We start from the raw sequence: 23923 nt of genomic DNA, 5'->3' as shown, positions 1-23923 counted from the left end.
GTTGCTACGATCAAGATTTATTTTTTGGGCCAGAACAACACAAGACTAGGTTATCTAGTAAACTCAATGAAGCTCATTTTTCTTGAATTGCAGAACGTCGGTTTAAGAAGATGAGGCAATAGATCCAGCACTGCTTTTTTGATAAACGACATAACCATCTCGCCCCTGAGTTTTAGCTTGATAAAGCGCTTCATCTGCCCGCTGGAAAAGCTTTTGGTAATCGTGAAGTTTCGGGTGATGGATTTGTGTTGCACCAATACTCACAGAAACTGTCGCTTTGGTCGGTGAGAAATGGTGTGGGATAGCGAGTGAGTCGATGAGCTTAAGTATTCGCTTACATTCGAAATCTAAATTAATGAACTGATGTGAAAAAATGCACACACAGAACTCTTCACCACCGAAACGGGCCACTAACTGCTCTTGACGTGGTGCGGCTTTGATAAGAACTTGCGCCACTCTTTGTAGCGCAGCATCGCCATCTAGGTGACTATAGTTGTCATTAAAACGCTTAAAGTGGTCGATATCGAGCAAGATAAGCCCCAAAAATGGGTGCTTTTGGGTAGCAATATTCAGTTTCACCACACGTTCTAGCTCGCGTCGATTGGCTGCTTTGGTCAACGGATCGTGAGCAGACTGCCAAGCGAGCTTTTTACGGTTCGACTCTAGCTCGTATACTAAGTTATTAATATTTCTGGTGAATGTTTGCATTTCTTGAGAAAAGAACTCTTGTTCGTCGGGCATACTACCAGTCTCGCTAAACCGTTTTAAGCGAAGATTCGCATTCTTTAGCGGGCGAACCAACATGCTGGCACCAAGCTGATTAACAAAAAACATTGAGGTAGCAAACAAAGCCAGCGCAATTAGTTCGCTGCTGGTCAGAAACTCTGGTGTTTGAGTTTTATGATGGATAGTGAATTGCACACCATGACGGTTGTCTAGGTCGTATTTGACCATTTGGCTAGTGTCTTCTTGCTGACTCTGGAAGTCTAGTTCATCGATCGGGATAACGTTGACGTCTACTTTCAGACCTATGGAAGAGGATATATCGGCCATGATTTGATTGCTGATTTTTATCAGCATCATCATGTAGCCGTATTGGCATTCTGAACCACTGCTTTTACAGATGCGGCTAGTAGCAAGTATGTAAGGCTGCTCGCCAACTACCACATATCGCACTTTTGGTGCTTGTTTATCCTGAGGAGAGCGCAAGCTCTCTGCCAATAGGCTCCCGTATCGAAAGCGGATGCTAGACATTGAGGTGAACTGGTTGGTCGCCACATCATAATATTTGCCAGTTAACAGCTGTACGTCCGAATCAAAAATAAACACACCATCAATGGCAGTGTTTTCAAAAAAGTGGCTAGTTAGAATACTGCTTTCAAATGTGGTTTTATCAATGCGGTGTTGGACAAACTCGACCATATCGTCCCACGCAGCATATCCGCTTAACGTGGTACCAAACTGTTTTTCGTGAATCTCTAAGATGGACTTGAAACGCTCAACCTCTTGTTGTTGTGCCGCTCTAACACTGGCAAGTGTTTGATCATAAGACCAAAAATACTTGAAAATGAGAAACCCGCATAGGAAGAGCGAAGCAACTGCTACCGATAGTACGACAGAAAGTTGTCGCAAGCTGAAGTGTGAAATTCTCATGAGCTGCCGTCATACCTATTGATTCAACGCTATTAGACTGACAAACCGTACGAGAGTCCATTTGAGATTAGCAACTGAGTGCATAAATGTGATCTTGATAGGTTTGTGATCAAAAAAATCGGCGTAGAGAAATGTCGAAATACGATAAGAGACTAGCATGGCTGTATCTTTTGTCTTTTTTGATCCGTTTAATAGGTGATACATATCAAGTAATTAGATGAGATTTCTATAAATTAGGAACAGTGTCGACCTAACGAATTACTAATAATTGATGCGTTATCGAACAGTGTTTGTAAAGAATGTAAACTAACTGCTAATGATAACAATTACCATTTAATATCCCCGCCTCTTTCGTTGTCGTGTTCTAAGAAGTGGGTGTTCCAAAGTTATGTTGAAGAATAGATCGGTGCAGACTTGGGCACGTAGACTCCATATCTATATCTCAATGGCGCTTTTACTGGTGGTGCTGTTTTTTACGCTTACCGGGATAACACTTAACCGCCCTGAGTTATTTGTCAGCAAAACACCGAGTATCGAAGAGCAAACGCTCGAAATACCTTCGGAGATCTTATTTATGCCGTCGTCAAATGGTATTGATAAGCAAGCCCTCAAAGAGTACCTAAGTAGCAACACCAATTTGAAAGGTTTTCCATCTGAGATGGATGTTTATACCGAGCTAGATGATGGCGAGTTGGTATTTGGTGAGCTAACCATGAGTTATAAAGGCCCGGGATATAACGCCTCTGTTTATCTTGACCTGCTTTCCCATCAAGCCACCATCGAACAGTCTGATTACGGGGTGATCGCTTGGCTAAATGATCTCCACAAAGGGCGTAATAGCGGCGTGATTTGGCAGGTATTTATCGATGTTACCGCCGTGTTGATGACACTTTTTATTCTGACTGGGATCTGTTTGATCCTTCCTAAACGAAAGACATTGAATTTATCTATCAAATGGATGGCATTTGGTAGCGCAGCAACAGCGATTCTGTATTGGGTTGCTATTCCATAATCGAACTCTAAGGGCTTTTCTATGCTCCATAAACTTACTGCTCTTAGCGCAGTTTTAGTCTCAAGTGTTGCTTTTGCTGCACCTATTCCAGAAACGGCTCAGCTTGATGTGAAGTTTCAATTGCCAAAGATTGAAACCTCTATGTATGCACGTCCTTATGTGGCGGTATGGATTGAAGATTCGCAGCGTAAGCCAGTAAAAACTGTTGAACTTTGGGTAGGGCAGGACGAGTGGCTTAAAGACCTTCGTAGCTGGTGGCGTAAGGTGGGTCGATATGACCGTGAATTGGTGGATGCAGTGACCTCTGCGACACGCCCTGCGGGTCAGTACCGTTTCGTTTGGGATGGCAAAGACGACAAAGGTCAGACTTTGGAGCAAGGTGAATATACCTTCTACGCTGAAGTCGTTCGTGAGCATGGCGGTCGAAACCTGCTTCGCCAGAAAATGACTCTTGGCGAAAAAGCAGTTTCCTTCGAAATCGCTCCAACAGAAGAAACTGGGAATGTTTCCTTAAATTATAAAGTTAAATAAAGAGAAAATTATGCGTCATAAATCAAGCATCAAAGCCATTGGATTGGCATGTACACTTTTGGCAGGTGGAATGGTTTCAACCGTGGTAGAAGCTCACCCACGCTGGATTCTTCCTTCTCACTTCCAAGTATCAAAGCAAGACGGAGATTGGCTAACGTTTGATGTGACTGCCTCTCACGGTACGTTTGTCTTCGACAAGCCAGCAAGCGCTGATTCGGCACGTATCAAGCTACCGAACGGTGAAACGACTCGTCCGGACTACGTAATGAAAGGCAAGCGCCGTTCAGTATTTGACTTTAACTTTGTTGAACAAGGTACTCATAAAGTCACGGTTAACGGTGAGCCAGGTTTTCGCACTCAGTACAAAGCTGGTCGTCGCAACACAGTAAAATGGGCTCGTGCGTCTAAAGCGGATCGTGCATCTATGTTGCCAGAGCAAGCTCGCGACATCACGACCACTATGTACTACACTCGCGTCGAGTCTTACATCACGTTTGGTCAGCCAACGGATAAAGCGCTAGAGCTTGAGAAAAAGTACCTAGAAATTAAGCCAATTACTCACCCAGCAGACATTGTTGAAGGGGAAGAGGTGACTTTCCAAATGTTCTTCAACGGTCAAGCAGCGGCAGGCGTTAAAGTTGATGTGACTCGCGATGGCACTATGTACCGTAACGCACAAGAGCAGATCGATGTGGTTTCTGACAAGCAAGGTTTTGTGCGCTTCACGCCAGAGCAAGCTGGTGTTTACTTGTTGCGTGCAAGTCACAAGCAAGATTTAGATAACCACCCACTGGCAGACAAAGCCGTATCAGGTGTTCACCTAACTTTCGAAGCTGTATTGCAATAATAACAAAAAGGGCTTCGGCCCTTTTTTTAGTTTGAGATTTCTACCATGAACAAAATGTCTTTTGTGGCACTTTTCGCCGCTTTTCTATCTCCTATCGCCGTCGCTCATTACCCAGTGATGGAATGTTCTCTAAGCGACACTCACATCGATTGCCAAACAGGCTTTAGTGATGGCAGCACTGCGCCAAAATATAAAATCGAGTTGTTTGATTATGATGACAACTTGATCGCCAGAGAAGTTACCAACGAATACTCAAAAGCTCGCTTTGAGCGCCCAGAAGGTGAGTTTTATCTGGTCTTTGATGCGGGACATGAAGCCCCAGTAGAAATAGATGTAGTGGAGCTTCAATGAGCGTTCAATGGGTAAAGCCTGATGATGGTGCCCGTGAAGGGCGTTGGGTCGCCATCGCAATCGTAAGTTTACTAACGGTCACAGCAGTGCTTCTACCATTTCATCAAAAAGCGCAAAAGATAAGTGTTGATAGCCAGCATCAAGTGAGTGTGCAGATGTTGTCAGAAGTTACTCGGGCATTGGTTGCTGATTTGAAGCTTGCCCATGAGGAAATTCGAGATATCTACAGTGACGGATCCTATCAAGATGATCATGGCTGGCCCACTCCCGAAGCATTGGCGCAAGAGTGGTTAGCCCCGTTTACTCAAGATAAGAGTTGGCAGCACTATGGAGAGCATCAGTGGTCTCTGATTGAATCAGGGTTCTATTTGGGGAAGGCTGGTCTTGAAGGTCAAGCCCCGGATATCTTACTTAATGCTAATGGCGAGGTAAGCATAATATGGATTGCCACGCAGACCAATATGCTACCTAGCCGTGATGACCTAACCGCACATGGATTAGAGAATCTTGCTTGGAAACAAGTGGTATTCACCAGCACTCACAATTAGTACACCCTTTGGTACACTTATGAACAAAAAGATTTTTCAAGCGTTGGCGTTGACGTCTATGCTTTTTTCTTCCCTAGCAGTGAGCGCTGAAAAGCTGACTGTGGGTATCACTCTTCACCCTTACTATAGTTACGTTAAAGCGGTCGTCGGCGACAAGATGTCAGTGATCCCGTTACTCGATGCCGGTTTTAACGCCCACAACTATTTGCCTCAGCCAAATGACTTAATGCGCCTTAACCAGATGGATGCCATTGTGGTGAATGGTATTGGACATGATGAATTTGCCCTTGAGGTTATTAATGCCGCTCAGAAAAAAGATCTGGTTGTGATTGAAGCCAACAAAGATGTGCCACTGCTGCCTGCAATGGGACAATCTGTCGGCAGTGATGCGGTGAATCCGCACACCTTCGTAGGGTTATCTACCACAATTCAAAAGGTTTACACCATTGCCGCAGAGTTAGGCAAAATCGACCCAGAAAATGCCAAACTTTACCGCTCAAATGCTCGCAAATACGCAAAGACCTTCCGTCGTATGAAACACGAAGCGATGAATAAACTGGTGGACCTTGATACCGCAGGTATGCGAGTTGCGACTACGCATAATGCTTATGGTTATCTGTTACAAGAGTTCGGTGTGGAAGTTGCCGCAGTGATTGAACCAGCGCATGGTGTTGAACCAAGTGCGAGCCAACTGCAAGAGACCATCGAAAAAATCAAACACTCAGGTATCGATATCCTGTTCTACGAGCTGGATATGCCAAATCGGTTTGTGGATACCATTGAAGAAGCAACTGGTGTGCAGCTCTACCGTTTCTCACATATGACTCATGGTGACTACACTGCGGACAAAGTTGAAGTGGAGACAAAACACAACCTAGATACCTTGGTTGAAGCGATTCAGTTTGCGGCAGCTAAGGAGTCTTAAATGGGGCCGTCAATTCAAGTTGAAAACCTTAGTCTCAGTTACGTTAATAACTGTGTTCTGGACAATATTTCCCATCAGTTTGAAGGTGCACAATGCCATATTTTGATGGGACCAAATGGTGGTGGGAAAACATCACTATTGCGTTCAATCTTGGGGCTAACACCTTTCAAAGGCAAGATTGGTATTGATTGGCATGGCAATAAACAATCTTTAGGTTATGTGCCACAAAAGGCCACATTTGAGCCAAGTTTACCGCTCACGGTTGAAGATTTTGTTTTGCTCAACATGACACGTGCCCCACTGTTTTGGCGCAAGAAAAGCCCGCTTATCGAACGAGCTAAACAGCAGCTTGACCGAGTAGGTATGGCATCAAGAATCAAGCGCCGTATGGGCGAACTTTCTGGTGGTGAGCAGCAGAGAGTTATGTTTGCTCAAGCACTTTTGGATAACCCAAATTTGTTAGTACTGGATGAGCCGACCACTGGCATGGATGAGCAGGGGGTCCGTTACTTGGAAACTCTAATGGATGAGTTGGTATCGGAAGGGAAAACCTTGCTTGCCGTTCACCATGACATCAGTGCGGTTAGACGTCTTGATGGGCGAGTTCATGTGGTGAATCGCACCATTGTTGACTCAGGCAGCGTTCAAGAGGTACTGACTGGCGACAAGATAGAACAGCTATTTAAACACCACTCAACGCATAAGGCGGTTGCATAATGGAATGGTTAAGATTAATTGCCATCGATGCGGTTGAAGCGGGTTTGCTTAGCGAGAGTTTTCGCTATGCCTTCTTGGTCAACGCATTAGTCGCTGCATTGATGGTTGGGCCTCTGCTCGGCGGCTTAGGGACTCTGGTTATTGCAAAGCGTTTGGCGTTTTTCTCTGAAGCGGTCGGTCACGCAGCGCTTACAGGTATTGCACTGGGCGTATTGTTGGGTGAGCCACCTGACAACCCGATGCTAGGGCTATTTTGCTTTTGCATGGTGTTTGCACTATTGCTGCACTTTGTCAGAAACAGAACTCATGTACCTTACGATACCTTGGTAGGCGTTTTTCTTGCCTTAGCACTAGCGGTTGGCGCAGCACTGCTGATGTATGTCGCACGCAAGGTCAATGTGCACATGTTAGAGAACGTTCTATTCGGTTCAATTCTCACCGTAACTGACTTTGACTTGGCGATTTTGGCGCTGAGCTGCTTGGTTATTTTGTTAGTGCTTATCCCAACCTATAACCGAATTTTGCTTGCTTGCATTAGCCCAGATATCGCTAAGGTTCGTGGCTATGCGGTGAGCTTTTTCGACTATTTGTTTGTTTTGATGATCACCTTGGTCACTATTGCCTCGGTGAAAATCATCGGTGCTGTCTTGGTTGGGGCGCTATTGCTTATTCCAGGGGCAACGGCGCGACTGGTGACTCGTTCTATGGGGCAGTTTGTCGTGGTTTCTGCTGTGCTCGCAACCGCCGCCTGTTTGATTGGCACCTTGATACCAATGGAGCTGAAGTTACCTATTCCTTCAGGCGCATCCATCATTATGGTTTCCGCAAGTTTCTTCCTGCTTGCGACAGCTTATCGTATTTTTAGAAAAGGCTAATTATGAATATCAGACAGGTTTCTATCGCATTGTTGACCTTGTTAGTCTCTCCATTTGTGATGGCTGCGGACATACTAACGACTGTCCCTGCAACCCATATTTTGGCGACACAGCTTACTCAGGGAACACCCATTGAAGTAAAATACCTTCCGCCAGCTCGCTATGGTGTGAGTCGCTTAGAGTCATGGTTTAGTGCCAAAGGTGAAGAGGTTGTTGAACAAGAAGCACCGAAAGCGACTGCTGTGATAACCATTCGCTCGCTTTGGCCACAAGACCCGTCATATGCTTATCTGCGTGACCACAACATTCGTTTAGTGGAAGTCGATGCGAGCCAATCAATCTCATCGACAGGAAGCAGTGTGGCAGCGCTGACATTGGATGATGGTTCTACCTCTATCTATGCTTGGCTAAATCCAAATAACCTAGGGCGCATGAGCAAAATCATCGCAGATGATCTGATACGTCTGTGGCCGCAACACAAGACGGTTATTCACAGTAACTTACAGCAAGCTCTGACACAAAGCCGCAAGCTCATTCAGCAGCAAAGTGACTGGTTCTTTGAGCAGGATATGGAAGCGGTAGTGTTGTTGTCTGAATCGCTAGAGGATTTTGCCGCAGGTTATCAGCTGTTTGTTGTTGGTCGTCAATACAAAGCTGAGCTCGATTGGACAACTCAGGACATCGAGCAGCTGAAAGGCTACCTAAATGAAGACCCTACTGTAAGAGTCGTGACAACCCGCAAGGTAAGCGAAAAGCTGGCAAATATCGTGGGGGATAAAGATCGAATCATTGAAGTGGATAGTTTAGATCGCATGGGGCGGTTTAAGTTTAAAGCTGATTCGCCATTGGAGCGATGGGAAAGTAGGCTCCGATAGGAAAGGCTACATATTTATACTTCAAATAACAAAAAAACCGCCAAAATAGCTTGGCGGTTTTTTTTAATTAGCTTTTACTTTTCTGCGTATACTGCCGCAAGTGTTTTCAGCGTTGCTAGCGCTTTTACTGATGATAATTGCGCATTGTCGTTTGCAGGCTGGTAGTTTGGTTTAAATAAGCAGTTGCCCGCTTCAGCTGAGACAGCTTTCATTTCGTGACCTTTGATGACTGATGAATCGTCAAAGGTTAGGTAACGAGTTTCTAGAACGTAGCCTACTGGTTCACCACCTAGCATACACATCATCTGGCTTTGTGGGTTTTCAATGCCGCCTGATTGGCTGTCGTAGCTGTAAGAGCGACGCTCACGGCTGATGTCAGCAAGTAGCTCTTGAGGAGCATCAACGGTTTTTCCATTCACTACAAGGCGGAAAGTATCGTCAATGCTGCTAGTGTTTGGGTCTACTTGGTTTGAGAAAAGCTCAGTTTTTGCAACGACTTGGTCGCCGACCATTGTTTTAAGGCTAAGCACGACAACTTCTGATGAATCGCTTGCAAACGTTTGAGTTGAAAGCAAAGCAATAGCTGCAGTAATTAGAGTCTTTTTCATGAGTTCCTCACAGGAGTTCTTTTATCAGTGTGCTCAAAGCACTAAGTGTTGATTACGTTACTGTAGCTTAGCACCTTGAACAATAGCTCTGACAAAAGTCTGACTTATCAGGGGTTTTATTAACCTAACCCGGCCTGTTATCGGTGCGAGGCTTGGCTAGCATTGGTCCAAACTTCACCACGTACCACGCAAACGCTACTATCCATAGACCAGCGGTTAGGTCGATTAGTTGCATTGTGTACTGCGGAAAATAGCTGACTGCGATACTGCGCACGATTGCTGCTACCAAAACTAAGGCAAATGGGATCGCCATGTTTGGCCCCTTATAGATGTCTCTTCCTGTATGTCCTAATGTTACGCGGCTAATCATCGCCAGAATTAACCCGCCTAAACCGCCGATTGCAATGAGGTGCCAAAGGGTATGAGAGAAATAACTGCTGCCAGCAAATCCTTTTAATATAAGGGCGACAGGTAAACACTGGTAACTTAGGTGTAGTGACCATACCAGTGGTTCGCTAAGGGTTTTCCAGCTCTTCCAACGCACAAAGCGGGCGAGTTGGAAGATACCTGCGAACAATAGAATCGGTTGCTGAAGTTCAGCTTGTACTAGTGGGAAAAAGCTTAGGACAAACATCAACACCAGCGGCATGGTAGCAACAAAGTCGAGCCAAAACAGGGGTTGCGGTTTCTCGAAGTTAAATCGCCTTGCAGTGAAAAATGGGATCACTCGGTTACCCATGACGGAAAGCAGCAGCACAAACCACCACAGCATCGCCTGCCATACAGCCATGGAGGTAAACGGAGGCATGCCTTTGATGGTGGCGTAGCTGGCAAAGTTTGCTATAAGCGCAAGAATGAACAGCGGTACGAAGAATAGATTGCGCCAGCCCTTAACCTTGTAGACTCGCCAACCTATTTCGTATGCGAGCATGGCTAAGAATACCGCTTCAATTGAGGAGATTAACCACAGTGGTGCAGGTGTCCAAAATAGGATTCGTGGTGCAAGCCATAGGCCGACTAGCCAAGCTAAGCGACGGCTTTTGGTGCCGTTAACGCCAGTCCAGTTTTGTACTGCTGTTAATGTAAAGCCTGCCACTATCGCCATTGCAAAGCCAAACAGCATTTCGTGTACGTGCCACCACAGTGCTGGAACCCCCAGCATATCTGGTTGCCCATTTTGGAAAGCATAAACCCAAATCGCTACCGACAGAGCAGCATAGCCACTGCCGAGTAAGAAAAATGGTCGAAAACCTAAACGCAGTAGCGGTGTGATTTTTTCTTCGACTTTGAGATCAGTGATATTCAACATAGGACAGGCTCGCCTTTTAAACATGTATATATAATACAACTTTAAAGTTTTGTGCCAAGCGAAGATTGAACATCATGCGATCAATCTTAGTTATTCATTTGATTTTTATAATTATATTTTTGTAGTGCTGAGTGTCTATTGACGATTAAATCGGTCTACCAAACCTTGATAGATCCAATCACTCACTTCACCTTCCCCCCGATCGGCACGCTTGACGATGCCCATTTCAACCAGTACCGAGTGGGGAATATGTTTGGTGCTAAGTTCAACAATGTCTTGGCGATGAAAATCGTCTCTGGCGAGGTGTTCTGGCACTAATGCCCAACCGATGTTTCTCATCACCAGTGCTGTGATGTAGTAGTAACTGTCGATAAACCAGTGGTTGGCACATATTGCTTGTCCCTTCGAGTGCCCCATACGATCACAGATCACCAGCTGTTTGTAGCGAGAAAGCTGGGTAATAGTAGGCTCTGGTGTACTGGCTAGGTCGTGATGTTTACTGACAATCAAAGAGTGCTGAAACTGGCCGATAGAGGCGAACTCTAGGCTCTCAGGCAAGGTGCTGACGTGGAACAAGATCCCTAAGTCGGCTTTTTTCTCATCCACCCATTGGGCGATGTCTTCTTGCGAGCCATTGATAATGGTAAGTTTTAGCAATGGAAACCTATCAGCGACTTGTTCGAAAAACTGTTCAAAAGCACCAATTGGTACGGCTTCGTCCATCGCAATGGTCAAGGCAACTTCTTGCTTAGCACTGACGCTAAAAGCGCGCGCTTCGAGTCGCTGGCATTGGCTCAATATCGACTCAGCCTCACCATACATCTCCTTACCTGCTTGGGTAAGCGTGGGGAGGCGAGAGGAGCGATCAAATAGCTCGATGCCGAGATCGGCTTCAAGGTTAGCTATCGATGTACTCACTCGGGATTGAGCTTTGCCAAGCTTTCTTGCTGCGGCGGAAAAAGAGCCTTGTTTGACTGAAGTTACGAAGGCTTCGAGTTGATCGAGTGTCCAGTTCATGATTTTGATTCGCTCTATCTATCCGAATTTCGGATAGATACTAACTTCCTTAAATCTCGCCTTCAAGCATAATGCAATTCATATCAGTTATTAGATCGGCAGTTAGGTCATGCAAAACTCTCTCGACATCGACAAAAATGAATCCATCACCAAGACCTTTTGGCGTTTTGCCATACCGTCCATTGCTGCCATGGTAGTGAATGGTCTCTATCAAGTCGTGGATGGTATGTTTGTTGGTCACTTCATTGGCTATCAAGGTTTGGCTGGGATCAACCTTGCATGGCCTTTGATCGGTATTGTCGCAGGCCTCGGTGTCATGGTGGGTATGGGCGGCGGCAGTCTCGTGTCTATATTCCGTGGTGAAGAAAATTTCAGAGCTTCAAAAGCTGCACTTTCGACCAGCTTAGGTTTGTCGGTTTTGCTCGGGCTGGTGGCATCCTTAGTCCTACATAATTTTGGTGTGTGGGTATTAACCGCTCAAGGCGCTGAAGGCAACGTGCTTACTCTTGGCTCGGAATATGTTGCAGTATTTTCTTGGGGAGCCATGTTTACCGTGGCAGCAGCAGCCCTACCAATGTTGATTCGTAACGACAATAGTCCTAACTTTGCCACTGGCTTAATGGTGGTGGGTGCAGTGGTCAATATTGTGTTGGATTACCTATTTATTGGGGTATGGGACCTTGCGCTTGAAGGCGCCGCTATAGCAACGCTGATTTCTCAGTTGATCGTGGTGGTGATTGCACTTTGGTATTTTTTCTCACACAAATCGCAGACTCGTTTATCTGTCTCTCAGTTCAAGCTCGATGCCAAAATTGGTGCTCGTACTTTGGGTCTAGGTGCGTCAGGCTTATTGATGTTCTTCTACTTTGGCTTTATCGCAGCGGTACATAATAAGCTATTGCTTATTCATGGCTCATCAGTGCACGTTGGGGCGTTTGCGGTGATTGGCTACATTGGGGTGCTTTACTATTTAACCGCAGAAGGTTTGGCAAACGGCATGCAGCCTCTGGCGAGCTACTTTTTTGGTGCAAGGCAGGGCCAAAAAGTCAGTACAGTACTCACCATCGCACTGAAATCGGTCTTGGTTCTGGGCATCTTGATGGTGGTGTTTCTCAACCTGTTCCCTGAATCTGTGGTAGGAATGTTTAGTCAAGGTGACCAAGCTCTGCTGGAAGCAACCGTTCATGGCATGCGCCTTCACTTGTTTGCATTGGCGTTAGATGGCTTTATCTTTGTGGCGTCTGTCTATTTCATGTCAGTGAACCAAGGCGGCAAAGCGTTGGCGGTATCGGCGGGTAATATGCTTATTCAGCTACCTTTCCTATACGTGCTGCCAAACTGGATTGGTCTCGATGGGATTTGGTTAAGTGTGCCTCTATCTAACGTGGTGCTGTCTTTGATTATTGCGCCAGTGCTATGGAATGATATTCGCAATAAACAGGGTTTGTCGCCACAACTGGCGACCAACTGAAAAGATATAGGTGTTATACCTAATCACAAGGAGACGCTTGAGTAATCCCAGTTCATTTCATCGCATAGTTGGCGCAACTGGTCTCTTTCTGAGCGAGTTTGCGCCATTAGCCAATCGTATATCTCGCTAATAATTGCAGATTGATTACCTTGATAGCACAGGTATTTCCATTGGCTATGCTGGAGAATGATTTTTTCTGGGCATGCTAGGAAGCCTCGTTTTAACTCGGGAAGCACCAGCAGTAGATCCGTTACAGTTACGCCTTGCCCTGAAAGGCAGGCACTTAGCGCCAGATCGAGACTGAAAAACACCGTATCGCGGCCAACTTTGGTGCCTTTTAGCTCTGCTTGGCTAAACCATAGTTTCCAATCTAAATGATCTAAGGTTGCGTGTAGGTGCGGTAGCACCAGCACGTCGTCGAGCGATATTTCGTCTTCCCTTAACGATTTTGCGTACACCGGGGCCATATACTCGTCACGCATAAAGGTTACATTGGGATGGTTGATATAACGCTGATAGTTAAGGGTATTTATGATCAGTAAATCACAATCTTCGCTAGACAGCTCTGGGTTTTCCTCAATCGATGGAATGATCACTATTTCGTAGTCAGGGTAGCGTTCATTCAATTCTGAAACCTTGGTAAGCAAGATGCGGGTCGCAAAGCTCAATGAACTTTTAATCACGATTCGTTGCTTGTCGGGTTTTTGCCATCGCTTAAATAACGTTTCGAGTTCGTGGAAGTTTTTTCGTAACACCTCATAGAGATCTTTGCCTTTAGCAGTCAGCTCAATAGCTCGGTGCTTACGCACCACTAAGGTTGCGTTTAACTCATCCTCAAGTTGTTTGATTTGTCGGCTTACGGCACTTTGCGTGACGTGCAGTTCATCCGCCGCCTTAGTAAAGCTCATAAGGCGAGCAACCGATTCAAATACTTTTAATGCGTTGTGTGAATATGGCAGATTGGAATAGGGTGTCATCGTTTTCTCCCATGATCTCAGGTAATGCAAGGGTGACATAAATGTCATTTGAATACGAGTGTGAAACCCCCTAGCCTAATGTGACAAAGATCACGAGGCTTGCAATGAATAAAATCCTATCACTGGCGATCCCGCTCATTATTTCACAACTCATTTCTATGGCATTGGTTCTCACTGACGTGTGGATGATGTCACGACTGAGTGTGTCTGCTTTGGCCGCTGGTGGGCTGGGTGCGTCGGTTTATACATTTGTCTTTATCATTGCCAGCTCCACTGTTGGTTGCGTTGCTAACCTTATAGCTATTGCTTATGGCCAACGTCTGTCTCGCCCTGAGTTTGGTAATCAGCAGATCCGATTTGCCGTCAAAGGAGCCGTGCTGTTGTCTGTGGTGATGACTATTGCATTAACTTTGAGCTTCATTTTGGTGCCGCAGATGCTGTTAGTCGCCAATCAGCCTAAAGAGCTTATTGCGCCAGCCATGCAGTACATTGACACTCTCAAGTGGGCGATGCTCCCATCTCTGGTGTTGCTGATACTACGTGGCCTAACCAGCGCTCTGGGGAATGCACGCTCGATTATGGTGATGTCGCTTGTGACGGTATTGCTGAACGTGCCAATTAGTTATGTACTGGCCTTTGGTTTCGATTTAGGCTTGGCTGGTTTAGGGGCAGGCACGGCGCTGGCGGCGCTAATAGTTGCCGTTGGTTATGGCTCATGGGTCTTCAGTCTGCCGGCTTATCAGCAGTTTGCCCCGTGGAGAGCACTAGAAGAGTACTCTTTCAAACATACTTTGCCTTTGCTGTCGCTAGGACTTCCAATCACTCTTGCAACTGTGTTGGAGCTGGGGTTGATTTATGGCGGGACACTACTGGCAGGAACCATAAGTATCGCAGCATTGGCGCTGCATCAGATCCTACTTCAGTGCCTAAGTTTTACTTGGAACATCAATTTTGGCTTCTCTCAAGCTGCCGCTATCTTGGTTGGGCAAGACTTTGGTGCGGAAAATTTTGACGGCATCAAACGTACCGCAATGCGAAGCTTTGGCATCACCACAGTGCTAAGCATTGTCATGGCGGGAGGATTTATTATCTTCCCTGACTTCATAGCTAGCGTGTTTAACCTAGAAGCCGATTTACGCATTTTGTTTGCAGCAGTTTTATGGGTAGTGGCATTGTCATTTATCGTTGATGCATGGCAGTTACTTGCGATTAACTTGCTGCGTGGAATGAAGATTGTGGTTGGCCCAACCGTCATGACGGCAATTGGCTATTGGTTGTTTGGTTTACCTGCAGCTTGGTGGTTGATGGAAGGGTTTGGGCTTGCTGGTATTTGGGCGGGCATTGGTGTTGGTCTCGCTGTAACAGGTCTGTTGCTGCTAGCGCAACTGGTGGTGGCTATTCGCAAGCATAGGCAGACCGTGCCTACAGCGATAGCTACGAATCTAGCATAAAAAAGGTGACCCAAGCGCTCACCTTTTTGTCTTTCCCAATTAGCGCCGCTGACAGGTAGTACAGCCCCGACAGGCACTGCGGGTATGTTTGTCTAAGCGCCCACGTTGTATTTTGCAGTAGGCATTCTTTAACGCTCGTCTTGCCTCAAACCAATCGTTGGGTTTTTGCAATATCAAGTAGCCATTGAATCGCTTTACCAACTCGTCTCCGTACTCATCGGTAAACTTACTATCATAACCAATCTCAAAGTGATCGAGCGCTTGTTCGATGCTGGTGAAGCTTTTGATGGTGTCGAGAATATGGGGCTTAGGCATAGAGAGTGATCGGTTCTTGAATGTCGTTATTGTGCAAAAGTATCAGAAGTCGAGTATAGCGATTGCAGTGATAGCGATCAAAAAGCCACTCCAATTTAAGTTAGAGTGGCTTATAAATAAGTGAGGTTTAGAGGCGATTGGTACTCACTGAGTCAAAAATAGAACAGCGCTTGGCGTCTACTGCGACACAAACTGTTTGCCCAACTTCTAACGTTGTTTCTGAGTGAGTTCGGTGAGATAAGGTGTGGCTGTCAGAGAACTTTGTCCATACTAAGATATCTGAACCCATTGGCTCTACAAGCTCGACTGAACCTGTAAGCACGTTAGATCCCTGCTCACTTTGCACTGTAGTATGCAAGTGTTCTGGACGTACGCCGAGGGTCACTTTCATTTTGTCGATCGCTTGGCTTTGGAATGGGTAGTCACTAACGTCGATATCTAACTCTGAAGTTTGAAATCTTACCGTATCTCCTTTTACAGACAAAACACCCTCGACGCAGTTCATTGCCGGCGATCCCAAGAAGGTAGCAACAAACAGGTTTTGTGGCTTGTGGTAAACATTATTCGGTGTATCTAGCTGTTGAATAATGCCATCTTTCATCACTGCGATTCGATCAGCTAGCGTTAGCGCCTCAATTTGATCATGGGTTACGTAGATCATGGTTGAGTTAAGCGTTCTGTGCAGCTTTTTGATTTCAAGGCGCAATTCGGCACGCAACTTGGCATCAAGGTTAGAGAGCGGCTCATCAAATAGGTAGATGTCGGCGTCACGAACTAGAGCGCGGCCAATAGCCACTCGTTGGCGCTGACCGCCGGACAATGCGGATGGTTTACGCTTCAATAGTGGTTCAAGTTGAAGCAGCTTAGCCGCCCAAGCGACTTTCTTATCGATGGTTTCTTTATCAACCCCTGCAATACGCAGACCAAATGACATGTTTTTCTCAACCGTCATTGTTGGGTACAGGGCATAGGATTGAAACACCATACCGATCAGGGCGAGATCATGAACGTTTTTTGAGCTAAATAGGATCGATTTGACGATCTGATCTAGCTGTGATCATATACTCCCTTTTGAGGGTATTTTCATGAGCATCGACGCTTTCTCTGAGCATTTTGGCCACCTAACAGATCCACGTCAATCAGCTAAAATTAGCTACCCATTATTCGATGTTTTGTTTTTGGTAGTGTGTGCCGTTATTGCAGGTTGTGAAGGATGGGAAGATATTGAAGACTTTGGTGAAGTTCACCTTGATTGGCTTCAAGAAAAAGGCTTCTTCCCAGATGGTCTGCCTACACATGACACTATTGCACGTATCGTTTCACGCCTTGAACCAACTGAGTTTCAAACAAGTTTTGCTAGCTGGATGCAGGCTATATCTCAACGCTCAAAAGGTGAGTTGATAGCTATCGATGGTAAAGTTTTGAGAGGCTCATACGATCGTGAAAGCCGCCAGTCTACAATCCATATGGTTAGCGCTTTTGCAACCGCTAATGGTGTCGTCGTAGGACAACGAAAAACCGATGCTAAATCAAATGAAATCACAGCGATACCAGAGTTACTTCAGCTACTAGATATTAAAGGTTGCCTCGTTTCGATTGATGCCATCGGTTGTCAAACAAACATTGCTGCCACCATTACCGATGAAGGTGGAGATTATCTCCTTGCAGTGAAAGGAAATCAGGAGTCACTGTTTAAAGCAGTGCAACATGCGCTTAAAGAGAAAAGAATTGCAAAAAGCGAACCTCAAAATGTCACGATTGAAAAAGGGCATGGTCGAGTAGAAGCCCGTGAATACCATGTCTTACCCGCAGGCGAGCTAGCCAAACAGTTTCCCGAATGGAAAGGACTAAAATCCATTGGTTTTGCACTAAGTTGCCGTGTTGATAATAAAGGAAAAAGTTCTTTCGAATATCGTTACTATATCAGTTCAGCAGAACTCACAAATACAGAGTTTGCAGCAGCGGTTCGTGGCCACTGGGGTATAGAAAACAGTTTGCATTGGGTGCTTGATGCCACGATGAATGAAGACAGTTGCCAAATTTACCGAAACAATGCCGCTGAAGTCATGGCTTGCATACGCCATATCGCACTAAATATGTTACGTTCTGAAAATACCAAGAAAGCAAGTGTGCGTCGTAAACAAAAGATAGCGGCGATGAGCAATGATTATTTAGACAAAGTATTGCTCGCTGGTCTTGATGCATCGAACAATAATTAGGCACTCATGCTCTCGCCCTGCCATACCGATACCACGATCTTTTGGGTCCGCCCAAGTCACGTCTTTGCCATCAAAGTGGATAGAACCGCCACTGGTGTCAATCAAGCCACCAATAGCATTGAGTAGTGTGGATTTACCGCAGCCCGATGGGCCAAGCAATACAAGGAACTCACCGTCATTGATGGATAGGTCTAACTGTTTAACGATTTTGGTGGTTTCGTAGCTAATATCTAGCTTGCTAATGTTTACGATTCCCATGAGATTATCCTTTTACTGCACCAGAAGCGATACCACGAACAAACCAACGCCCAGAGGCAACGTAGATGATAAGTGGTACTAACGAAGTAAGAATGGTTGCGGCCATGTTAACGTTGTAGGCACGCTCACCAGTGGTGGTGTTGACGATGTTGTTTAGCTGTACTGTCATCGGTAGATTGTCATTACCAGCAAATACCAGACCGATTAAGAAGTCGTTCCAGATGTTGGTTACTTGCATGATCACGGCCACGATGATGATTGGCGTCGACATTGGCAGCATGATGGTGAAGAACACCTTAAAGAAACCAGCCCCATCGATACGTGCTGCATTGAATAGTTCTAACGGCAAGGTGCTGTAGTAGTTTCTAAACAGCAGCGTCATGATTGGCATGCCGAAGATAACGTGGGAAACCACCACACCAGTTAATGTGCCGTAGATACCAATATCAGCGTAGACACGGATCAATGGGTAGATGAACACTTGATAGGGAATAAATGCCCCAAGAAGCAAACAAGCAAACAGTAGGTTTGCGCCTTTGATTTTCCAAAAAGACAAGGCATAGCCATTTACTGCGCCAAAAAGCACCGAAATGACCACACTCGGTATTAAGATCTTCACGGAGTTCCAAAAGCCTACCTGTAGACCAGAACATTCCAATCCAGTACACGCACTGCTCCAAGCAACCTTCCAAGCATCCCAACTAAAGTTTTGTGGTAGGGCAAAAATTGAGCTTAGGCGGATCTCTTCCAGTTCCTTAAATGAGGTCACTAACATGACGTACAAAGGCAGCAAGAAGAACAGGGCAGTTATGATAAGAAACCCATAGATTCCGACACGGCCCCACTTAGCCTTGATGGATAAAGGACGCTTGGTTACAGGTTCAGAAATTGAAGGTGATAGAGTCGCAGACATAGGTTACCTTCCTTGTTTCTTGATGTAGTTGTTGTAAATGAAAGGTGCAATTAGGCAAAGCACTGTGGTCAACATTACCGTGGATGCGGCCGTCGCAAGGCCAATGTTGGCGCGTTCAAATAAGTTATCCATGATAAATTTGGCTGGTACTTCACTCGATACCCCAGGGCCGCCCCCAGTCATTGCTACTACTACGTCGTACATCTTGATGATGCTGATAGAAAGCAGCACAACAGTGGTAATGATCATTGGGCGTAGCATTGGCAAAATGATACTGATGTAAACACGCCACGTAGGAATGCCGTCAATTTTGGTCGCTTTCCACAAGTCTTCATCAATACCTCGAAGCCCTGCGAGCAGTAATGCCATTACTAGCCCAGCACCTTGCCATACCGCCGCAATAATCACGGTGTATAGCACCATGTCAGGGTTTACGATCCAGTCAAAGCTGAAAGACTCAAAGCCTAATGAATTGACGGTTTTCTGTATGCCAAGTTGGGGATTGAATATCCATTGCCAAACCAAGCCCGTTACAATAAATGACATCGCATAAGGGAATAAAAACACCGTTCTAAAGAAGCTTTCTGCTTTGATCTTCTGGTCAATGAAAACTGACAGAATGAAGCCAAGAACAAAGCATATCGCTAGGAATAAGAATGCGATGATCAATAGATTTTCTAGCGATGTGATCCATCGAGATGTCGAAAACAGTCGTTCATACTGAGCAAAACCGACAAAGTCATCTTTTGGCAGCATACGAGAGCTAGTAAAAGAGAGGCGAACGGACCAAAACTTGGTCCCCATGTAGGCAATAAACACGGTTAGCGCCATAGGCAAAGCTGTAAGGTAGGCGAACGCATTGCGTTTAAGATGCCGTTGAACAGCGACTACATCCATTGATTGAGTTTCTTGTTCTAATTTTCACGTAATGACATGCAACTTGTCAGTAGCCACTTGAGGAAGGAGAGGTAATGAAGGGGCTTGATTAACTTCACTCTATTGATGTTACTATTTATCGCCTTGATCAAACCTTGTAGTAAAACGAATGAATATCTCAGAGATTGACCTTAATTTACTTTTCATCCTCAAGCGCTTGCTAGAAGAAAAACATGTTTCCAATACTGCAACGGCTCTAAATATGAGTCAGTCATCGGTCAGTCGGGCACTGAAGAAGATGCGTGACTCTTTCGATGACGAACTCTTGGTACGTTCGCATCATGGTTATGAATTGACACCAAAAGCGGAATCTATCAAGTCTGATATTACGACGGTTATCAACAGCCTAGAAAAACTTTTGCATAAGCAGTCGTTTGATCCTAGAACCGTGCGCTCTACAGTACGTTTCTACGGCCTACAGCCACAGATTGATGCATTGATGCCGAAAGTTATTGCGAAGGTACGAGAGCAAGCACCCAAAATGACGGTAAGTATTGATAGTGCACCTAAGCGTCATTTTGAGGGACTGATTAACGGAGATGTCCATTTTGTGCTTTCTTCTCATGTCCCTCCGAGTTCTGAGCAGAACCTTTATCGAATGGTAGTTGCAAAAAGGACGTTTAGATTACTTATGAATCGTGATCATCCTTTGGCGAAAGGGAAGATCACGGTTGATAGACTGCGTCACTGTCAATTTGGTCAGATCTCGTTGCAAGGGGAGAAAAGTCTCTCTTTTGAGCACAAATACAAAGAACTAGGGCTAATCGACAAAAATCGTAAGTTAAATATTCCTGTACAGATAAGTAACTTTAACTCGGCTGCGAGTATTGCTGCGGAAACGGATATTATTTTCCATTTACCTACTCCTTTCGCAATGACCGCTTGTTTAGATGAGCGTTTAGTCGTCCGTGAAGTTCCTGAAGAGCAGCAATTAGAATTCAATCAGGTAAGCCTATACTGGCATCGTCGATTTCATGATGATCCTATGTGCGAATGGGTACGTTCACTTTTCAAACAGCTTTATGGAAGTAGTCAAGCTCTTGCATAACACCATGTGCCGCTATCCGTAATACGCATAGTGATATTCGCTAATGTCGATAGCGAATTGCTTGCGTTATACTACACAAAAACGTCTAATTGATAATGATTATCAGTTTTAATGTTGTGAAGTGAACGAGTTATGGACAATCTTGTATCTTTTAAAAACAATCACAAACTTGTGTTTGTACCCGCTCTTTCTGTACTTTCTCTTTCTATTTCTCAGGCTTCGATTGCTCAAGAGTCCCAAGTGGATAAAACCAATAGAGTAGCGGAAGAAACTATGGTGGTAACTGCGGCTGGTCGTGAGCAAATGTTGGTTGACGCACCTGCTTCAATTACTGTGATCGATCGGTCTCAATTAGAATCTCGCTCTTACAAAGACTTGACCGATGCACTGAGAGATGTACCAGGTGTGACTGTAACGGGCGGGGGATCACGTCAAGATATTTCTATTCGAGGTATGCCATCAGACTATACCGCAATTCTGGTTGATGGTCGCAAGCAGTCTGGTCGAGAGACTCAGCCAAGCTCCAGTGGTGGCTTTGAACAAGATTGGCTACCACCACTTGATGCGATTGAACGCATAGAGATTGTGCGTGGACCAATGTCAACGCTTTACGGTTCTGATGCTATTGGTGGTGTGATAAACGTGATCACTCGTAAAGATTACGACAAGCTCCATGGTAAGTTGCGTCTAGAGACAACGCTTCAGGAACGCTCAGAGTCTGGCGATTATCACCAAGGCCAAGTTTATGTTGCTGCACCTATCGTTGATGGTGTACTAAGTGCATCGCTTTCGGGCATGATCCAGCAACGTGAAGAAGATGATATTGAGCGAGGCTATGCTGGCAAAAAGCTCAATAACTATCGTGGTGCACTACATTGGATGGCCACAGATGATGATACCGTTAGTTTCGACTTCACTAAGCAAGACCAAACTCGCACTTCGACATCAGGTAAATCACTACCAAGTCGTAACTCATCTAGCGAAACAAATAATAACCGTTCTACTTATGCCCTATCTCACTCTGGTAGTTACCTATGGGGAACGGGAGATAGTTATCTACAAAATGAATTTGTCGAAAATGTAGGACGAGAGATCACCATTGAAAACCTAACGGCGACCAGTTCTTGGTCTGTACCTCTTGATTATCATTTTGTTAGCTTTGGTGCAGCGTTCGAAAGTGAAGAGTTAGTTGATGCAGGGCAAACCATCAAAAACAAACAATGGTCGTTATTTGGTGAAGATGAATGGTTAATTGGGGATAGCTTTGCTTTGACTATAGGTGTTCGCCTTGATCAGAGTGAACAATTTGACACACACTTAAGTCCCCGTATCTATGGTGTTTGGACGGTAGATGATTACTGGACACTCAAGTCGGGTGTATCGACAGGTTATCGTGCTCCAGCATTGCGTGAAACCTCGTCAAGCTATGTTCAGGAGAGCCGAGGTGGTGACATCTATGGTAACCCAAATCTAAAACCTGAAGTTTCAACCAACACTGAAGCGGGTCTCTACTACACAGGCGATGAGAGCTTTGCAGCAAGTGTGACTGGCTTTTACAACAATTTTAAAGACAAAATTAGTACAACCCTATGTGATGGCAGCGTTTGCAATGACACTTTGGGCTGGTACTACATCAATATTGATAGCGCTGTAACATATGGTGCTGAAGCTATGGCCTCGGGTAATGTCAGTGAAGATATCTCTCTAACGGGGACGTATACGTATACCTATTCAGAGCAAACATCAGGGATTAATGAAGGCTTGCCATTAACACAAATCCCCTTGCATCAGCTTTCAGCGAATGCCAACTGGACTGTTTCTGATAGCATTAACTCGTGGACTCGCTTGAATTACCGTGGTGAAGAGAGTCAGCCGATATCTATTACCTCAAGGTCTGTACAGGCACCAGCGGTTACTTTTGTTGACCTAGGGGCAAACTGGCAAGTTTCCAAAAATATTAAGGTTTTGGCTGCAGTTTATAACCTACTTGATAAGCAGACCAGCTATGGCGAATATGGTTATGTTGAAGACGGTCGTAGATATTGGTTGGCACTTGAAAGCCAGTTTTAGTAATTACAATCAAGGGTCTGTACTCGCAGGCTCTTGAATCGTAAATAGTGATTCATTTTAGGAGGCCTAATGAGCTGGCTAAGCCAAACTTTTTCTCAAATCATCACACTAGGGATGATGGTATTGACTCACAATGCTTATGCAATTTCTATTGAACATGTAAAAGGCACCACAGAGTTCTCCCAGTTACCAAAGCGTGTTGTTGTTTTAGGTAATGGTAGCCTTGATGTATTAGATCGACTCGGGGTAAAACCTGTTGGTGCATCACACTCCCTGCTGCCTAACTACCTTGAGCACTACCGAGATAGCACAACCAATGTTGGCTCACTTGCGGAACCAAACTTTGAAGCCATCTTCATGCTTAGACCTGACTTGATCATTGCGGAAAACCGTATGTTGACCCTCTATGACGAGTTAAGCCAAGTTGCTCCAACGGTAATGTTCTACATAGATAGTGGTAATTACTGGCAAGATACCCAAAAGCAGTGGCGTAATCTCGGCCAGCTGTTTGGTAAGAGTGAAATGGTCGAAGCGATTATTACTGAAACAGAAAGTAACTTAACCAAGATCAAACAGCATGTTCATGGCGAGAAACTAGATGCGTTGATGCTAATGAATAATGGCAGCAGTGTTGCGATGTACAATCGTGGTAGCCGCTTTTCTATCATCTTTGATGAGTTCGGTTTTGCCGAGGCTAACAGTCAACATATTGCGCCGATTAAAGGGAATCATGGCAACCTAGTCTCGTTTGAGTACATTGCCGATGCTAAGCCACAGGTGATGTTTATTCTGGATAGAGAACAAGCAATTGGAAAGTCTGACGGGAAAGCAAAACAGCTATTTAGCAATGCGCTAGTGGAATCAACCCCAGCCTCACAAAAAGACCAGATCGTATATATCAACTCTACTGCTTGGTATATCACTGCTGGAGGCATGACCTCTACCCAAATCATGATCTCTGATGTGGAAAGTGCCTTAAAACATTAAACGTTCACTA

General features: G+C 45.2%; 24 protein-coding genes and 1 pseudogene. 15 read left to right on the top strand and 10 right to left on the bottom strand.

Annotated elements, in window-relative coordinates; all coding sequences use genetic code 11:
* Window positions 1–102: 102 nt before the first annotated feature.
* On the bottom strand, window positions 103–1653 hold the full coding sequence (locus tag J4N39_RS20990; protein ID WP_252024599.1) for a sensor domain-containing diguanylate cyclase: 1551 nt from the start codon (window positions 1651–1653) through the stop codon (window positions 103–105).
* A gap of 388 nt (window positions 1654–2041) precedes the next feature.
* Between J4N39_RS20990 and J4N39_RS20985 the strand changes: the two genes are divergently transcribed.
* From J4N39_RS20985 to J4N39_RS20945, 9 genes are read left to right on the top strand one after another with little or no spacing between them, the layout of a single operon-like run.
* A complete protein-coding gene (locus tag J4N39_RS20985; protein ID WP_252024597.1) occupies window positions 2042–2665 on the top strand; it encodes a PepSY-associated TM helix domain-containing protein in 624 nt (207 codons plus the stop codon).
* A gap of 21 nt (window positions 2666–2686) precedes the next feature.
* Window positions 2687–3196 carry a DUF2271 domain-containing protein gene (locus J4N39_RS20980; protein ID WP_252024596.1) on the top strand — a complete coding sequence of 170 codons (510 nt, stop codon included), beginning with the start codon at window positions 2687–2689 and terminating at the stop codon, window positions 3194–3196.
* Window positions 3197–3206: 10 nt separating this feature from the next.
* Window positions 3207–4043, top strand: coding sequence for a DUF4198 domain-containing protein (locus J4N39_RS20975; RefSeq protein ID WP_252024594.1), 837 nt, complete (start codon window positions 3207–3209; stop codon window positions 4041–4043).
* A 45-nt stretch (window positions 4044–4088) separates the two neighbouring features.
* Window positions 4089–4394: a hypothetical protein gene (locus J4N39_RS20970; protein WP_252024592.1), complete on the top strand. Its 306-nt coding sequence runs from the start codon at window positions 4089–4091 to the stop codon at window positions 4392–4394.
* Window positions 4391–4942 (top strand): DUF6162 family protein, encoded by a 552-nt coding sequence (locus J4N39_RS20965; protein ID WP_252024590.1) that lies wholly within the window; start codon window positions 4391–4393, stop codon window positions 4940–4942. The genes J4N39_RS20970 and J4N39_RS20965 overlap by 4 nt, the downstream gene beginning before the upstream one ends.
* Window positions 4943–5000: 58 nt before the next feature.
* Window positions 5001–5867 (top strand): metal ABC transporter solute-binding protein, Zn/Mn family, encoded by an 867-nt coding sequence (locus J4N39_RS20960; protein ID WP_252026875.1) that lies wholly within the window; start codon window positions 5001–5003, stop codon window positions 5865–5867.
* On the top strand, window positions 5868–6584 hold the full coding sequence (locus J4N39_RS20955) for a metal ABC transporter ATP-binding protein (protein WP_252024588.1): 717 nt from the start codon (window positions 5868–5870) through the stop codon (window positions 6582–6584).
* The gene (locus J4N39_RS20950; protein WP_252024586.1) at window positions 6584–7459 is read left to right on the top strand and encodes a metal ABC transporter permease; all 876 of its coding nucleotides are present in this window, start codon (window positions 6584–6586) and stop codon (window positions 7457–7459) included. The genes J4N39_RS20955 and J4N39_RS20950 overlap by 1 nt, the downstream gene beginning before the upstream one ends.
* Window positions 7460–7461: 2 nt before the next feature.
* Window positions 7462–8334, top strand: a complete 873-nt coding sequence (locus J4N39_RS20945; RefSeq protein WP_252024584.1) for a metal ABC transporter solute-binding protein, Zn/Mn family — start codon at window positions 7462–7464, stop codon at window positions 8332–8334.
* Window positions 8335–8408: 74 nt separating this feature from the next.
* On the opposite strand, the gene J4N39_RS20940 is transcribed toward J4N39_RS20945, so the two are convergent.
* The 3 genes from J4N39_RS20940 to J4N39_RS20930 form a co-directional block, all read right to left on the bottom strand.
* Window positions 8409–8942 (bottom strand): hypothetical protein, encoded by a 534-nt coding sequence (locus J4N39_RS20940; RefSeq protein WP_252024582.1) that lies wholly within the window; start codon window positions 8940–8942, stop codon window positions 8409–8411.
* A gap of 124 nt (window positions 8943–9066) precedes the next feature.
* Entirely contained in the window at window positions 9067–10251 is a 1185-nt protein-coding gene (locus tag J4N39_RS20935) for an NnrS family protein (RefSeq protein ID WP_252024580.1), read from the bottom strand.
* A 135-nt stretch (window positions 10252–10386) separates the two neighbouring features.
* Window positions 10387–11268 carry a LysR family transcriptional regulator gene (locus J4N39_RS20930; protein ID WP_252024578.1) on the bottom strand — a complete coding sequence of 294 codons (882 nt, stop codon included), beginning with the start codon at window positions 11266–11268 and terminating at the stop codon, window positions 10387–10389.
* Between the two features lie 109 nt (window positions 11269–11377).
* Here J4N39_RS20930 and J4N39_RS20925 point away from each other — a divergent pair, with 109 nt between their 5' ends.
* Complete coding sequence (locus J4N39_RS20925; RefSeq protein ID WP_252024576.1) at window positions 11378–12739, top strand: MATE family efflux transporter; 1362 nt, start codon at window positions 11378–11380, stop codon at window positions 12737–12739.
* Between the two features lie 23 nt (window positions 12740–12762).
* Here J4N39_RS20925 and J4N39_RS20920 read toward each other — a convergent pair whose 3' ends face one another.
* Window positions 12763–13716, bottom strand: a complete 954-nt coding sequence (locus tag J4N39_RS20920) for a LysR family transcriptional regulator (RefSeq protein WP_252024574.1) — start codon at window positions 13714–13716, stop codon at window positions 12763–12765.
* A 104-nt stretch (window positions 13717–13820) separates the two neighbouring features.
* Here J4N39_RS20920 and J4N39_RS20915 point away from each other — a divergent pair, with 104 nt between their 5' ends.
* Complete coding sequence (locus J4N39_RS20915) at window positions 13821–15167, top strand: MATE family efflux transporter (RefSeq protein ID WP_252024572.1); 1347 nt, start codon at window positions 13821–13823, stop codon at window positions 15165–15167.
* Between the two features lie 39 nt (window positions 15168–15206).
* On the opposite strand, the gene J4N39_RS20910 is transcribed toward J4N39_RS20915, so the two are convergent.
* Together J4N39_RS20910 and J4N39_RS23005 are read right to left on the bottom strand one after the other, a co-directional pair.
* Window positions 15207–15482, bottom strand: coding sequence for a nitrogen fixation protein NifW (locus tag J4N39_RS20910; RefSeq protein WP_252024570.1), 276 nt, complete (start codon window positions 15480–15482; stop codon window positions 15207–15209).
* Window positions 15483–15609: 127 nt separating this feature from the next.
* Window positions 15610–16467, bottom strand: a complete 858-nt coding sequence (locus J4N39_RS23005; protein ID WP_286036841.1) for an ABC transporter ATP-binding protein — start codon at window positions 16465–16467, stop codon at window positions 15610–15612.
* Between the two features lie 100 nt (window positions 16468–16567).
* Here J4N39_RS23005 and J4N39_RS20895 point away from each other — a divergent pair, with 100 nt between their 5' ends.
* Window positions 16568–17701, top strand: a complete 1134-nt coding sequence (locus J4N39_RS20895) for an ISAs1 family transposase (protein ID WP_252018132.1) — start codon at window positions 16568–16570, stop codon at window positions 17699–17701.
* Window positions 17702–17722: 21 nt separating this feature from the next.
* Here the strand turns inward: J4N39_RS20895 and J4N39_RS23000 are convergent.
* The 3 genes and pseudogenes from J4N39_RS23000 to J4N39_RS20880 form a co-directional block, all read right to left on the bottom strand.
* Window positions 17723–17959, bottom strand: a pseudogene (locus J4N39_RS23000) (ATP-binding cassette domain-containing protein); the annotation flags it as partial.
* A 4-nt stretch (window positions 17960–17963) separates the two neighbouring features.
* Window positions 17964–18872 carry a carbohydrate ABC transporter permease gene (locus J4N39_RS20885; protein ID WP_252024568.1) on the bottom strand — a complete coding sequence of 303 codons (909 nt, stop codon included), beginning with the start codon at window positions 18870–18872 and terminating at the stop codon, window positions 17964–17966.
* Window positions 18873–18875: 3 nt separating this feature from the next.
* Window positions 18876–19769 carry a carbohydrate ABC transporter permease gene (locus tag J4N39_RS20880; RefSeq protein ID WP_252024566.1) on the bottom strand — a complete coding sequence of 298 codons (894 nt, stop codon included), beginning with the start codon at window positions 19767–19769 and terminating at the stop codon, window positions 18876–18878.
* A gap of 148 nt (window positions 19770–19917) precedes the next feature.
* Between J4N39_RS20880 and J4N39_RS20875 the strand changes: the two genes are divergently transcribed.
* The 3 genes from J4N39_RS20875 (at window position 19918) to J4N39_RS20865 (ending at window position 23913) form a co-directional block, all read left to right on the top strand.
* A complete protein-coding gene (locus J4N39_RS20875; protein WP_252024564.1) occupies window positions 19918–20856 on the top strand; it encodes a LysR family transcriptional regulator in 939 nt (312 codons plus the stop codon).
* 132 nt (window positions 20857–20988) lie between these two features.
* Complete coding sequence (locus J4N39_RS20870) at window positions 20989–22926, top strand: TonB-dependent receptor domain-containing protein (RefSeq protein ID WP_252024562.1); 1938 nt, start codon at window positions 20989–20991, stop codon at window positions 22924–22926.
* Between the two features lie 69 nt (window positions 22927–22995).
* The gene (locus J4N39_RS20865; protein ID WP_252024560.1) at window positions 22996–23913 is read left to right on the top strand and encodes a siderophore ABC transporter substrate-binding protein; all 918 of its coding nucleotides are present in this window, start codon (window positions 22996–22998) and stop codon (window positions 23911–23913) included.
* Window positions 23914–23923 lie beyond the last annotated feature (10 nt).

Origin of the sequence: Vibrio sp. SCSIO 43136 (genome assembly GCF_023716565.1) — a bacterium.
In the GTDB taxonomy this organism is placed as follows: Bacteria; Pseudomonadota; Gammaproteobacteria; order Enterobacterales; family Vibrionaceae; genus Vibrio.
The sequence above is the reverse complement of the archived record's forward strand: the minus strand, read 5'-3'. Positions and strand labels throughout refer to the sequence as shown.